General features: G+C 72.3%; 9 protein-coding genes, 1 pseudogene and 2 CRISPR repeat arrays. Of the genes and pseudogenes, 5 read left to right on the top strand and 5 right to left on the bottom strand.

Annotated elements, in window-relative coordinates; translation table 11 throughout:
• Positions 1-681 precede the first annotated feature (681 nt).
• Positions 682-819, top strand: a pseudogene (locus tag ACFY4B_RS11655) (exodeoxyribonuclease III); the annotation flags it as partial.
• Positions 820-1,870: 1,051 nt separating this feature from the next.
• Here the strand turns inward: ACFY4B_RS11655 and ACFY4B_RS11650 are convergent.
• Complete coding sequence (locus ACFY4B_RS11650) at positions 1,871-2,134, bottom strand: hypothetical protein (RefSeq protein ID WP_380741996.1); 264 nt, start codon at positions 2,132-2,134, stop codon at positions 1,871-1,873.
• On the bottom strand, positions 2,098-2,286 hold the full coding sequence (locus ACFY4B_RS11645) for a hypothetical protein (protein WP_074006003.1): 189 nt from the start codon (positions 2,284-2,286) through the stop codon (positions 2,098-2,100). The genes ACFY4B_RS11650 and ACFY4B_RS11645 overlap by 37 nt, the downstream gene beginning before the upstream one ends.
• 134 nt (positions 2,287-2,420) lie before the next feature.
• Between ACFY4B_RS11645 and ACFY4B_RS11640 the strand changes: the two genes are divergently transcribed.
• Positions 2,421-3,773, top strand: a complete 1,353-nt coding sequence (locus ACFY4B_RS11640; RefSeq protein WP_387967393.1) for a helix-turn-helix domain-containing protein — start codon at positions 2,421-2,423, stop codon at positions 3,771-3,773.
• A 471-nt stretch (positions 3,774-4,244) separates the two neighbouring features.
• Here ACFY4B_RS11640 and ACFY4B_RS11635 read toward each other — a convergent pair whose 3' ends face one another.
• Together ACFY4B_RS11635 and ACFY4B_RS11630 are read right to left on the bottom strand one after the other, a co-directional pair.
• Positions 4,245-5,741: an ISL3 family transposase gene (locus ACFY4B_RS11635; RefSeq protein ID WP_387967655.1), complete on the bottom strand. Its 1,497-nt coding sequence runs from the start codon at positions 5,739-5,741 to the stop codon at positions 4,245-4,247.
• Between the two features lie 187 nt (positions 5,742-5,928).
• On the bottom strand, positions 5,929-6,816 hold the full coding sequence (locus tag ACFY4B_RS11630) for a CRISPR-associated endonuclease Cas3'' (protein ID WP_387967391.1): 888 nt from the start codon (positions 6,814-6,816) through the stop codon (positions 5,929-5,931).
• Positions 6,817-6,974: 158 nt separating this feature from the next.
• Positions 6,975-8,163: direct repeats of the CRISPR family, unit length 27 nt; unit sequence TCGGCCCCGCGCTCGCGGGGGTTGCTC.
• A gap of 237 nt (positions 8,164-8,400) precedes the next feature.
• Here ACFY4B_RS11630 and ACFY4B_RS11625 point away from each other — a divergent pair.
• From ACFY4B_RS11625 to ACFY4B_RS11615, 3 genes are all read left to right on the top strand, one after another.
• On the top strand, positions 8,401-8,952 hold the full coding sequence (locus ACFY4B_RS11625) for a hypothetical protein (protein WP_387967389.1): 552 nt from the start codon (positions 8,401-8,403) through the stop codon (positions 8,950-8,952).
• A gap of 8 nt (positions 8,953-8,960) precedes the next feature.
• On the top strand, positions 8,961-9,710 hold the full coding sequence (locus ACFY4B_RS11620; RefSeq protein WP_387967387.1) for a cytochrome P450: 750 nt from the start codon (positions 8,961-8,963) through the stop codon (positions 9,708-9,710).
• Positions 9,711-9,953: 243 nt separating this feature from the next.
• Positions 9,954-11,135, top strand: coding sequence for a cytochrome P450 (locus tag ACFY4B_RS11615; protein ID WP_387967384.1), 1,182 nt, complete (start codon positions 9,954-9,956; stop codon positions 11,133-11,135).
• A gap of 204 nt (positions 11,136-11,339) precedes the next feature.
• Here the strand turns inward: ACFY4B_RS11615 and ACFY4B_RS11610 are convergent, their stop codons facing one another.
• Positions 11,340-11,525: a nucleotide disphospho-sugar-binding domain-containing protein gene (locus tag ACFY4B_RS11610; RefSeq protein ID WP_387967382.1), complete on the bottom strand. Its 186-nt coding sequence runs from the start codon at positions 11,523-11,525 to the stop codon at positions 11,340-11,342.
• Between the two features lie 193 nt (positions 11,526-11,718).
• Positions 11,719-13,336: a CRISPR direct-repeat array (repeat unit 29 nt; unit sequence GTCGGCCCCGCGCTCGCGGGGGTTGCTCC).
• Between the last annotated feature and the right edge of the window lie 223 nt (positions 13,337-13,559).

Raw genomic sequence — 13,559 nt, 5'->3', positions numbered from 1 at the left:
CGCACCTGGAACTTGGAACTGACTTGATTGGTCTACCCGGAGACGAAGTACCCCGGGTCAGGAAACACCAGCCTCGCACACGCGGGAGTTGCTCCGCGCCGTCACCGCGCTGACCGAACCGGCTGGCGTCGGCCCCGCGCTCGCGGAGGTTGCTCCCGGCGTGCTTGTACGGCGCCTTCGGCCAGGGCGTCGCCCCCACGGTGGCGGGGGCTGCTCCGACCCGTCGAACAGCCCGGGGGCATACTCGCGGTCGGCCCCTGAGCTCCATCCCCGCGAAGACCGACGCCAGCATCAGGAAGACCTTGACCAGACCAGGACCTTGTGGTTCTCCTCCCCCTGGTAGGCGACATCGGCGCCGTCCTTGGCCGACCGGAACGCGCGATCGACCGTGGCCTCACACCATCGCGTCTCACTCGCCCTGCCGCTCGGTGCGCCACAGCCCCAGGTCCGATCGCTTCCCGGGGAGTGATCGGCGGAGACGTCCGGATCCTCAAAGGGATCGACGATCTCCCACTCCTTCAACAGCGCGTGCGGCGTCGCGGACGCGAGCCGGCCTCCGCCCGAACCGGCGCCAACGCCGTCATAGTGCTCACAGGGTATCCCCTGCCACTCAGGCCAGCAGGCACCCTCGAACAGGCTGCGCTCGAATGGGTGGACCTATTTCGAAAGGTGTCGTTCCGCTGGCGCATCGGCCTCCAGGTCACTACCCCCACGCTGGCCGCCTGCGCCACCGACGCGCGTGTCGAGCGCGCCGACACTCACGCCGAGCGGTGGTCCGACCACGCCCCGGTCACCGTGGCCTACGACGTGGACAACTGACCGACACGCAGCACCACTTGGACAGGCTAGAAGTGCCCCCGGTGCGCGGCACGACAGCGCACGGGGCGGCACTCCCACTCCCCCGGCACCGCCCATCCGACGGGCCGTTTCCCTCACGTTTCGCAGGCTTGTTCCCGATGTTGCCGCCGGTCCCGAAGCCCCTCTGCCCCAGGAACCTCCGCCAGTTCCCTGGTCAGCACGGGGCACGCCAGCGAAGTACCGCTCGCCACTTGCTATCCAGTCCACCATCACCACAAAGCCAGCCGACTCCACCACCAACACCCCATGAGCTCTACTATGGATAGCCAACCGAATCGAACTGAATCAAATAGCGCTCGCTGAAGCGAATCACCGCAGGTCAGGAAGTGTCGGCCCCGCGCTCGCGGGGGTTGCTCCGCCTGGCCGTCGCACGGACCATGTACCGCATGGTCGGCCCCGCGCTCGCGGGGGTTGCTCGACGCCGGCGTTGACTTCAACCATCCAGCGGGTGTCGGCCCAGCGCTCGCGGGGGTTGCTCCGGCTTAGCGGTCCTCGGCCTGCTGCTGGCGGACAGGTTCGACCTGAGGTCCATCGGCACGGTCAAGGCGGCGGTGGCGGCGCTGCCGACCTCGCTGACCGTCCTTAAGGGAGGCGTTCGAGGCCACCGTCGGCGGCTCGAACTCTGCGACTCTGCTTACCCCGAACCGCCAGTGACGAGCCCGGCCCCGGCTGCGGACTCCTTCACGACGATGGAAACGAACCTGGCAGAACTCCGTAGCGAGCTGAGATCAACGGAACGCTGCGCCTGCTCCAGCAGTCCGACCGCCAGACCGGGCAGACTCTCGCCGACCACGAGCGGCACCCGGTCGAGGGTGAGCGGGCCCGGACTGCGGCCGACGAAGTGCGGTAGGCGGACCGGCGACAGGTGCAGCCGGTGTCCTCGGTCGTCGGGATCATCTCGGGCTACTGGCCGCGCTGGTGGCTGTCCTCGCTGGGCTCCGCCTCTGAACTACCGCGCCCCCGCTCGGCTTCGGCCGGGCGGGGGCGCGTTCGTCGTGTGGTCGGTCGGCAGCTACCCGAACGGCAACGTCGCGGTGCTGCGGGCCGTCAGGGTACGCGAGTACTCGGCTGCCGAGGCCGTCAGGGCCCGGTAGTTGATCACCGGGTCACCTGCGGCGACCAGGGCGGTGGCGCACCCCAGGCACCACGGCCGAGGGGGGTCCACGTCCAGGTCCTCGATGACTGCATCCGCCGTGCAGCACTCGGCGCAGATCGGCATGCTGCCGTCCTCCTGCTTGCTCAGGCCCAGGTCGAGCCGCACTGGGTGCAGCCCCACCGGCCGTCCATGGTCTGGTAGGTGGCGCCCGACCCGCACATCGGGCAGGCCATGGCGGCCGCGGGCTGGTCGCTGTGCGGCAGGCTACCGGGCTGCGAGGTGTCGTGGGCCGGATTCTGCACCTCGGGGCGGTCGAGCAGGGCTGCACTCATGACGCACTCTCCTCTGGGTGAGAGGTGGATGGGGAGGCGCCCGGCCGGGGCACTCACCAGGCTTCCCGTCCGTCAGCCGCTCAGGGAGGCATGGAGGCGGCTCCCGCACGCCGTGTGCGTGCTCCGCACACCCTGTGCACGCCCTGCCTGTGGGCGCGGTCCTGCCGATACGGTGGCGGCCCCGCGTAGTCGGAGGGGGCGTCGTGTCGCGTCAGCGCCAACGTCAGCTCGGGACGGCCATCAGGTCCGCCCGGTGCGCACAGCGGATGACTCAGGCTCAACTGGGCCAGGCCTGCGGCTACTCGGCGTCCGCGATCAGCCGGGTGGAGGCGGGCCTGCTGCGGCCGGCCGACCACTCGCTCGCCGTGATCGTCCAGGTGTTGGGTCTGCAGCTTGACGCCCTTAGCCTGGGTGGAGCGGCTACTCTGGCGCGAGATGTGACCCCGGATCAGGAGGATGTCATGCTCCGCAGGCAGCTGCTCGTGGCCGGCATGGCAGCCGCCGGAGCCTCGGCACTCCCGGCAACGGCGACGGCCGCGGCCCGGCCGGATGCGTCGACCCGGATCGTCGGGGCGCTCTACGAGCCGACAGCTTCGGTGCCTGTGTCGCTGCAGGAGCTCGGCCGAGCGCTGGCCGCAGCGCGCTCGCAGTTCACGGCGGCCCGGTACGAGGATCTCGGTGCCGCTCTGCCTGGCCTGCTGAGCACGGCCCAGGCGACCCGGGACGCGTCGGCCGGCCGGGCCCGGGAGGACGCGCATGCGTACGTGGCCCGTGCCTGGGTGCTGGCGACGGAACTCGCGTTGAAGGGCCATTCGGACGTCGCCTGGCCAGCGGCGGACCGGGCTCTCGCTGCGGCCCAGGCCAGCGGTGACCCCGTGGTTCAGGGAGAGGCGGCCCGCGTCCTGGCGATCACGATGCGGCGCGCCGGCCGCCCGGCCGCCGCGGTCGACCTCCTGCGCCGCACTGCCGGATCGCTTGGCCAGGGCCCGGGCGACACCTCCCGGGCGGTGGCGGCGACGCTGCTCATGACAGCGGCCTACACGGCGGCGTGCGGGCACCGCCGCACGGACGCCCTCGATCTGATGGCGGGCGCCGAGGACGCGGTCGGCCGCTTGGCGGACGCCACCACTCGGCCGCGATCCCAGCTGTTCACGGTCGACGCCACCACCGCGCAGGCCGACCTGTACTGGATCGGCGTGCACACAGCGCTGGGCACCCCGGATGAGGGCGTCCCGTACGCGGCACGGATCACCCCGGGACGGCTGCCGACAGCAGAGCGCCGGGCCCGGTACGGCACGGACTGCGCGCGCATGTGGCACCACCTCGGCGACCACCGCCGCACGTTCGCAGCCCTGACGTTCACCGAGCAGGTCGCCCCCGAGGAGGTCCGCCGGCCAGCCCTGCGAGCGCTGACGGCAGACCTCCTGTACGCGCCCATGACAGTGGCAGGCGTGAGCGAACTGGCCGCGCGTACCGGCGTCTCGTAGAGAGAGCCATCCCCGCGTGTGCGGGCCGACCCAGTAGACGTGGTGCCGCCCGTCGGCGAGGCCGGAGCCATCCCCGCATGTGCGGGGCCGACGTTGTAGGAGTCGGCGTCCTGACCCCACTCACCGGTGCCCTCCAGGAGACGGCGCCACTCCGCGTTGACCATCCGCTTGCCGTGCAGCAGCGTGACCTGGTCCTCCAGGCCGTCGCCGACCTCGCGCAGCCACGACCGGACCTGGGTGAACATCGGGTCCGCAGTCGCCTGGGTCGGCATACCCAGGAACACTCCGTCCGCGCCATGACGGGCGGCCATCAGCTCGGCCGCCGCCAGCGCCGCCTTCGTCTTCCCCTCCCCCATCGGCGCCTCGACGATCACCAGGCCCGGCCCGCCCATCCGGCACACCACGTCGAGGACCAACTCCTGCGAATGATGAGGATCTTCGAAATTGGCTCTGACCGGAGTTCCGTGATGCTCATGGTCGGGTGAGGATCCGGGTCCGTAGGAGGCGGAACGAGGCCCGGCCGTACATGGCTCTCTTGAGCGTTTTGATCCGATTTACGTTGCCTTCGACCTTGCCGGAGCTCCATTCGAGGGTGAGGCCGGCGGTGACGGCCTTGAGGTCCTGGCGGAGGAAGCCGGCGAACGACCGGACGGGCGCGGGGGCGTCCTGCTCGGCCTCGCGGATCCACTCCGGAAGGAGGCTGCCGAGTCGGTTCGTCATGAGGTCGTGGAAGCATCGGGCCAGGTCGTAGGCCCTGGCGATGTCCGGGCAGGCGATCCGGACGCCCAGCAGCTTCTCCTGTTCGTGCTCGGTGAGCGTTCCGGTCGGTCGCATGATCCAGGAGGTGATCCGGCGGGGGCTGGGGATGTCGGCGCGGACGGGTTCGGCGGTTCCTTCGCGAAGGGAGGCGACGTGGCGGCGGACCACCTGGACGCTGCCCTGGTAGCCGCGCTCGCGGATCTCCCGGAACAGCTGCTGGGCGCTGGTGCACCCTGCGGTGAAGCGGCTGTTTAGGTAGGGCTTGAACGGGTCGATCAGGCCGCGTCTGGCGGCTCCGAAGTCCTGCGCGGAGGCGAGGAGTTCGTCCAGTGGGGTGGTCTTGAACCTCCGGACGGTCTTGCGGTCGAGGCGGAGGTGGCGGGCGATGGCGCTGATCGTCCACTTCTGGTCCAGCAGCCGGTGCACGTCCGCGTACCGGCCCCGGGTTCGCTCGATGATCGGCGTGCGGGGCAGCTGCAGCAGCGGCAGGTCGATCGTCGGCGGTTCGGGCGGCGGCTCTTCCTGTTCGACGTGTTTGCGCAGGCAGGAGCGGTGCTGGTGGCAGGTCTTCTCGACTGCGGCGGACAGGTTCTGGAGCAGGTGCCAGCGGTCGGCGACCTCGATCGCGTCCGGTGCGGCTTCCTTGATCGCCCGGGTGTAGGCGGTGGCGCGGTCGCGGCAGATGATCTCCGCGCCGGGATGCTCGCGCAGCCAGGCGGCGAAGGTCTCCGAGGTGCGGTCCGGGAGCACGTCCACGACGCGGCCGGCCTCGACGCCGACGAGGACGGTCCCGTAGGTGCGGCCCTTGCGGAAGGCGAACTCGTCGACGCCGAGCACCCGCGGCGCCCGCTCCGGAACCTCGGGCGCCTCCAGCAGCCCGAGGAGGCGGGTCCGGCCGGCGGCGATGCTGAGCTTGTGGCACAGCCGTTCGCCGGCCCGGCCGCCCAGCTCGACGGCGACGTCCCGCAGCCACTGTTTCAGCCCGATGCTGGAACGCAGGTGGCGCTCGCTCAGTCCGGGGACCTGCTCGACGAAGGTCGTTCGCCGACACCGGGCGCGATCGCAGAAGTAGCGCCGCACACGAAGGCGTATCGCCAACTTTCTTCCTGCCAGCGGGCGTTCGGCAAGAGTTCGCCAGTAGGTGGAATGCCTCCGTCTTCCCGGGCTTCCGCAGCTTGGGCAACGGGCCGGCGGGCCGCACGCGGCCACCTCCACCAGCACGGCCCCTGGGTCGGCGGTCAGCCGTTCCAGTTCAACATCGACTCCGGGGAACAGCACATTTTCGATCGAGCGGAGAGCCACGCGCAGGTCATCCCGCAGGGAAACGATCCTGCATGCATGCCGCTGACCTGGGATTTCACGGAACTCCGGTCAGAGCCAAATTCAGAGAGCGTCATCACGAAGGCCTGGGCCCGTGGCCGAAGCGGTCCCGGAACGCCTCCGGACCAGGTACCGGCAGCGCTCCCCACCCACCGCGCAGACCGAGCCGCGCCCACGCTGCCGCGGCCCGCTGCCGCACCTGCGGCATCGTCACCGCCGCCAGGTCCGGCACTCCCTGGAAGTGCCGCTCGTCGCTGGCGATCCAGTCCGCCATCACCACGAAGCCGGCCAGTTGGAGCTGCATCGCTCGGCTCGGCACCTCCAGAGGTTCGACGGCGACAAGCGGCGCCTCGCCCTCGTAGCCGAGCTCCCGAGAGAAGACCTCCACCAACGCCGACTGCGCGAGCTTCCAGGGCCGGCTGTTTCCCTGCAGCCTCTCGTTCCTCTTCGGCGGGCTCAGCTGCCCCAGTGTCGGGATCAGACCGTGGTGGCCGGCGACCAGCGGCCAGACCCAACCGACCTGCTCCTTCGACCACGTCGCTTCGGTGAGCAGCGCCCTCAACACGCGGGCACCGGCTTTGTCGTGCCGCCAGGACACCCCCTTCACCGCGTACTTGTCCCAAGTCAGGCCCGCCTGGCGGACCGCGGCCTCGCCAGCGGGGTCGAGGCACTGGAACACCGGGGTGGCCTTGCCGCAGTCATGGATCCCGCACAGCCAGGCGAACAGCCGTCGCCCCTTGCCCGGCCCGCCCGCGACGGCGTCCAGACGCCGCCGCGTCACCGGCGGCAGGTATCGGTCCCAGACGATCTCCGCCACGGCAGCGGTGTCCAGCATGTGCGACAGCAGGAGGTTGGCCGTCCCTCCGGCCCGCCCGGCAGACTTGCCCCACAGGGCACCCAACCAGCCCTCTACCTCAGGCGGGTACCACTGCCAGCGGTCATCGACCATCGCCTCGACCTCCATGTCCGAGTACGCTTCGGAGCCTAGGTCGGGGCACTGACAATCCACCCTGGATTCACGAAGAGACAACGATCGGCGCATGAGGTCTGCTATGGGAAGCCAACCGAATCGAACTGAATCAACCGGCGCCAGTTGACGCAGATCACCGCAGGTCAGGAAGCGTCGGCCCCGCGCTCGCGGGGGTTGCTCCGGGCGGGTGATCACCTTCCCGGGCGGCGACCAGTCGGCCCCGCGCTCGCGGGGGTTGCTCCCGCCGCCATCGGCCGCCACGCCGACGGCACCGGTCGGCCCCGCGCTCGCGGGGGTTGCTCCTCCAGCGCCAACCGCGGCAGGGAAGTGGTCAGGTCGGCCCCGCGCTCGCGGGGGTTGCTCCGGCGTTGTGTCGTTCCAGCAGTTGATGGCCGAGTCGGCCCCGCGCTCGCGGGGGTTGCTCGGCGGGCGTGCACCTGTCGATCGCGCTCAGCGGGTCGGCCCCGCGCTCGCGGGGGTTGCTCTCCCGTTCCTGCGCTCCGCCCTCGACCAGCTCGGTCGGCCCCGCGCTCGCGGGGGTTGCTCCGCCGGCACCAACAGCCGGACGCGCCAGGCCATGTCGGCCCCGCGCTCGCGGGGGTTGATCAGTGCCCCCCCTCTGGCTCGCCAGGGCGGGGGCAGTCGGCCCCGCGCTCGCGGGGGTTGCTCCCCGGACCAGATCCGCTCCGCCGAGAAAGCTCTGTCGGCCCCGCGCTCGCGGGGGTTGCTCCGAGCCGCCCACCGCTGGCATGCCGACCAGCCTGTCGGCCCCGCGCTCGCGGGGGTTGCTCCAGGCCGCCCGTGAACGCGCCGCCCGCCCGACCGTCGGCCCCGCGCTCGCGGGGGTTGCTCCGGCATTCCACTCATGCGGTGATCTCCTTGGGCGTCGGCCCCGCGCTCGCGGGGGTTGCTCCCTAGGCCCGCCGGGTGTCGCTTCAGGTGGTGCGTCGGCCCCGCACTCGCGGGGGTTGCTCCTGGGCCCAGTCGGCACTAACTCGCTCCGTGGAGTCGGCCCCGCGCTCGCGGGGGTTGCTCCCTAGGCCCGCCGGGTGTCGCTTCAGGTGGTACATCGGCCCCGCACTCGCGGGGGTTGCTCCTGGGCCCAGTCGGCACTAACTCGCTCCGTGGAGTCGGCCCCGCGCTCGCGGGGGTTGCTCCCACCCGGCCGCCCCCGCCCGGCTGTTCCGCACATCGGCCACGCGCTCGCGGGGGTTGCTCCACACCGAAGGCGAGGACCTGGAGACCTCGAGGATCGGCCCCGCGCTCGCGGGGGTTGCTCCAAGTACGCGCTCAAGAGGGCGGACTGGCGGCAGTCGGCCCCGCGCTCGCGGGGGCTGCCCTGGATCCGGGTAGCCGCTGTTTCGTGCTGAGGCCGGCTCCGCGCTGGTGTGCGTTGCGGCCGGCGGCCCCGGTCCGCCGTGGCGCTGTGGGACTTCGTCCGGACTCCGCGGCGGGCTTCGGCCAGCGCGGGCAAGGCGGTGTCCAGGCGTCACACCTGCGGGGGCCGAGGCCGTGACCGATCCCGGCGGGTCGGAGTTGCAGGGGCATGAGCAGTGCGTTCACAAAGTGGGGTGCGTCTTGACCACCAGCCCGGCGAATCCGCGCGAGGTTTCCGACGGTGACTCCCCCGCGCCCGGCCAACCGGAGTTCTCTGCCTGCCCGTTGATCTTCGATCCGCAGTGCCCGGAGCTGCCCGAGGACGTGCTCGGCGGGCTGCGGGAGCAGGCGCCCGTCGTGCGGATCACCCTGCCCGGCGGGCTGCCGGCGTGGATGATCACCCGGTTCGACGACGTCCGGGCCGGGCTCGGGGACCCGCGGCTGGTGCAATCCCCGCTCTCCGTACCGGGGTTCACCGGCGAGGACCCCCGCATGGCGCAGATCCGGTGGCTCGGCCTGCCGGAGCGGATGAACCAGTACCTGCTGCGCGCCCTGCTGGACCTCGACGCGCCCGACCACACCCGGCTGCGCAAGGCGGTCGCACCGCACTTCACCGCGCGCCGCATTCACGCGTTGCGACCCCGGGTGGAGCAGATCACCGACCGGCTTCTGGACGAGCTGCCCGGACGGGCGGCCGCCGACGGCAGCGTCGACTTCATCGAGGAGGTCGCCTTCCCCTCTCGATCACGGTGATCTGCGAGATGGTGGGCATTCCCGAGCAGGACCGCCCGCTGTGGCGCCGCTGGGCGGACGACCTCAACGGCCTGGACACCGACCTCGTCCGCGACTCCGCGCCCGCCCTCGTGGACCACGTGCTCGCGCTGATCGAGGAGCGTCGGCGCACCCCCGGCGACGACCTCATCAGCGCGATGGTGACGCCCTCCCCGGACGGTGAACCTCCCCTCCCGGAGCGGGACATCGTCACGATGACGATGCTGGTGACGAACGTCGGCTACGAGAACACCGCCTACTTCCTCGCCAACGGCCTCGCCGCCCTGCTCGCCCACCCCGACCAGCTGGACCTGCTGCGCGACGACCCCGTCCTGCTCCCCTCGGCCGTGACGGAGTTGCTGCGCTGGGGCGGCTCCGTCCCGGCGACCCGGCCGCGCTTCGCCGCTCAGGACATCGACCTGCACGGCACCCGCATCCGGGCCGGCGAGGCCGACGTCCTCTCCCTCCTCGGTGCCAACCGCGACCGCCGGTACCACCCCGACGCCGACCGGCTCGACATCACCCGCTACCAGGACGCGCAGGACGACCACGTCGCCCTCGGCCACGGCGCCCACTTCTGCCTCGGTGCCGCCCTCGTCCGCCTTGAGACGCAGGTCCTGCTCGGCGCGCTGACCGCCCGGTTCCCCGGCCTCCGGCTGGCCGTCGCCCCGGACCGGCTGGAACGCGTCCACGTGCCGGGCGTGGGCCGCCGACTCACCCGCCTCCCGCTCCACCTGTGAGCGCCCGGCGGGCCCGGGCCCCGGACGTCCTTCGTCTCCCGGGAACCCTCCGCCGCAGAGATGTCCGACCGCCTCAGAGAGGCCCGACCGGTGCCCGAGGCACCGGGCCGCCCCGGAAAGGGACGACGCACGATGCCGAACGACCAGGCGGTAGCACCGCCGGCACCCGTACCAGCGCCGGTACCTGCACCCGCACCCGTACTCGCCGAGCACGCCGGCGAGTGTCCGGTCCGCGAGAGCCGGATGCCCGACGGGTCCATGGGCTGGGTGGCGTCCGGCTTCGCCGAGGTCCGCGATGTCCTCACCGACCCCCGCCTGACCAGCGCACCCTCCGCCCTCGCCGCCGACGGCTCCCCCGACCCGCGCATCGCCGGCCTGACCGCGCTCGGGCTGCCGCCGGAGACGCACCACTACTTCCTCAACGCCATCGTCGACTTGGACCCCCCGCGCCACACCCGCCTGCGTCGGCTGGTGTCCCGCGAGTTCACCGCCCGCCGCATCCAGCTCCTCGCCCCGTCGATCGAGCTGATCACCGACCGCCTGCTCGACGAACTGCCCGACCACCGTGACGAGTTCGGCGTCGTCGACCTCGTCGAGCACTTCGCCTACCCGCTGCCGGTCGCCGTGATCTGCGAACTGGTAGGCGTCCCGGAGCCCGACCGGCACCTCTGGTCCGACTGGAGCCGGAACCTGACGGCCGGCCACACCGAACGGCTGCGGACGGCAACACCCGCCCTGGTCCGGCATGTCCGGGAGCTGATCGACCGCCGCCGCGCGGAGCCCGGCAAGGACCTCATCAGCGGGATGCTCCAGGCGCGAGACGACAGCGCGGACGGCGGCCCGGACAGCGGCCCCTCCAACGCGACGATGAGCGAGGACGAGATGGTCAGCATGACCCTCATCCTCGTCCTGGCCGGCCACGAGACCACCGCCCACCTGATCGCCAACGGCACCCTGGCCCTGCTCACCCACCCCGACCAGCTCGCCCTGCTGCGCCAGGACCGCACGCTGCTGCCACACGCCGTCGAGGAACTGCTGCGCTGGTGCGGCCCGGTACCCTCCGCCCGCCTGCGGTACGCCGACCGCGACCTCGTCCTGCGGGGCGTGCACATCCGCAGGGGCCAGGCCGTCCACCCCCACCTCGACGCCGCCAACCTCGACCTGCGGCACCACGACCGCGCCGAGCGGCTCGACCTGACCCGGAAGCGGGCCGCCCAGGCCGACCACCACCTCTCGTTCGGGTACGGCATCCACTTCTGCCTGGGCGCGGCGCTGGCCAGGCTGGAAGCGGCCATCGCCTTCGGGCGGCTCCTCGACCGCTACCCCGGACTGTCACTCGCGGCCGCCCCCGGCACCCTGATCCCCGGCGACCGCCCGGTCGGCTGGGAGCTGAACCACCTGCCGCTGCACCTGGGGCGGGTCTGACGGACCGTCCGGCGACGGACGGTGGGCCCCGGATCGGTCGGCGCTGGGCGGCGTCCGGACGGAGGGGGGTTCCGTGCGGACGCCGCCCGGCACCGGTCGGGGTGGCTCAGGTGGTGGGGTGGGTGAGGGTGGTGAGGTGTTCCGCCACGGTGGTCGGGCTGGGCATCGCCGCGATTTCGGTGCTGACCTCGCGGGCGGCGCGGGTCAGGGTGTCGTCGGTGGGAGGCGGTGGAGCAGGGCCGGGGTGATCTCCTCGGCGGTCGCGCTGAGGCCGGCTCCGCGCTGGTGGACGGCGGCCGCGGTGATGAAGCGGTCGGAGCCATCGGGCGGGACCAGCTGGGGGATGCCCGCGTCGGGTGCGCCGAGGGCGGTGCTGCTGCCGGGTACCACTGCCAGCGGTCACCGACCATGCCTCGACGCTCCATGTCCGAGTACGCTTCGGAGCGTAGATCGAGGCACTGACAATCCACCCTGGATTCACAAAGAAACAACGATCGGCGCATGAGGTCTGCTCTGGGAAGCCAACCGAATCGAACTGAATCAACCGGCGCCTGCTGACGCAGATCACCGCAGGTCAGGAAGTGTCGGCCCCGCGCTCGCGGGGGTTGCTCCTTCTACGCGCCGAGCACCGGGTGGTTGCCGGTGTCGGCCCCGCGCTCGCGGCGGTTGCTCCTGCGAGAACGCGTTGACGACCGGCACGGTCTGGGTCGGCCCCGCGCTCGCGGGGGTTGCTCCAGGCCGGTGCGCACCACCGTGCTGCTCGCCGAGTCGGCCCCGCGCTCGCGGGGATTGCTCCGCCCAGCTCCTCACAGAGGCCCAGGCGCTCCGGTCGGCCCCGCGCTCGCGGGGGTTGCTCCGTGCGACGGGGGTCGTCCTCGGGGACGGTGGGGTCGGCCCCGCGCTCGCGGGGGTTGCTCCGTGGTGGGGATGACGCCGGCGTACACGGTGCCGTCGGCCCCGCGCTCGCGAGGGGTTGCTCCATCAGCGTCCAGATCCTGATGGACGACGCCGGGTCGGCCCCGCGCTCGCGGGGATTGCTCCGCCGAGGTGCTGCTGCGGATCAGCATCTGGCAGTCGGCCCCGCGCTCGCGGGGGTTGCTCCCGGTGCCACGACTCTGAGATGGCCGACCACCGGTCGGCCCCTCGCTCACCGGGATTGCTCGGCCTACCGCGACATCCGGGCCCTGCTCGACGGGTCGGCCCCGCGCTCGCGGGGATTGCTCCGGGTCGGGGGTGAGGCCGGCGAGCAACATCGTGTCGGCCCCGCGCTCGCGGGGGTCACTCCCCCGACCTCGGCGGCCACCTGCTGTCCGTCCCGTCGGCCCCGCGCTCGCGGGGGTTGCTCATCCTCGGAGTTCGGCTGGCGCAGTACGACGTTGTCGGCCCCGCGCTCGCGGGGGTTGTTCCCGGCTGCTGGAGAATGGCACCCCCTACCGGGAGTCGGCTCCGCGCTCGCGGGGGTTGCTCCGGTGCGCCACCGTCGCGGGCACCGCAGTCCTCGTCGGCCCCGCGCTCGCGGGGGTTGCTCTCTGGAGTCGGCCATCGCCCAACTGCGCGCCCAGGTCGGCCCCGCGCTCGCGGGGGTTGCTCCGAGAACGCCGTCGCCACGGGCCCGCACTTCGCGTCGGCCCCACGCTCGCGGGGATTGCTCCGCGGAGGTCACGGAGCGCGGGGACGTGGTGTAGTCGGCCCCGCGCTCGCGGGGATTGCTCTCGGTGTCGGACACCGGCCCATCGTAGGTCGCAGTCGGCCCCGCGCTCGCGGGGGTTGCTCCGACATCCCGGCGCCGACGGGTGGCCGCGGCACGTCGGCCCCGCGCTCGCGGGGGTTGCTCCTACGACCTGCCCGACTCCCGGGGCGTGCTGGAGTCGGCCCCGCGCTCGCGGGGGTTGCTCTCCGTACGCGCGCGCCAATGTGCTCACTGTTCAGTCGGCCCCGCGCCCGCGGGGGTTGCTCCGCCTCGGCGACGACGTCGTGCACTTCGGTCGAGTCGGCCCCGTACTCGCGGGGGTTACTCCTGACTGACCTACTCGCCAGGTTCGCCGACGTGGTCGGCCCCGCGCTCGCGGGGGTTGCTCGATCGTGTTCGCGCGGGCCAGCTCGGGCTGCTGGTCGGCCCCGCGCTCGCGGGAGTTGCTCCAGTTCGGCCTGCCCTCCCGTCACCTGCTGCATGTCGGCCCCGCGCTCGCGGGGGTTGCTCCCTTGCCTGACAGGCACTCGCAGAAGGGGGCCTTCGGCGTACGTCGGCAGGCGGGCGTAGGGATCGCGACGCAGGCTCTCGGAAGTTGCCGGGCCAGAACGCGCGTTGGCGTCGGGGGGGGGGCCCCCCGGGGGGGGGGGGGGGGGCGCCCCCCCCCCCCGGGGGGGGGGGGGGGGGGGGGGGGGGGGGGGCGGGGGTGTTTGTTTTTCTCCAACCTGTGTGGG

Origin of the sequence: Kitasatospora sp. NPDC001261 (genome assembly GCF_042896795.1) — a bacterium.
Taxonomy (GTDB): Bacteria; Actinomycetota; Actinomycetes; order Streptomycetales; family Streptomycetaceae; genus Kitasatospora.
The sequence above is the reverse complement of the archived record's forward strand: the minus strand, read 5'-3'. Positions and strand labels throughout refer to the sequence as shown.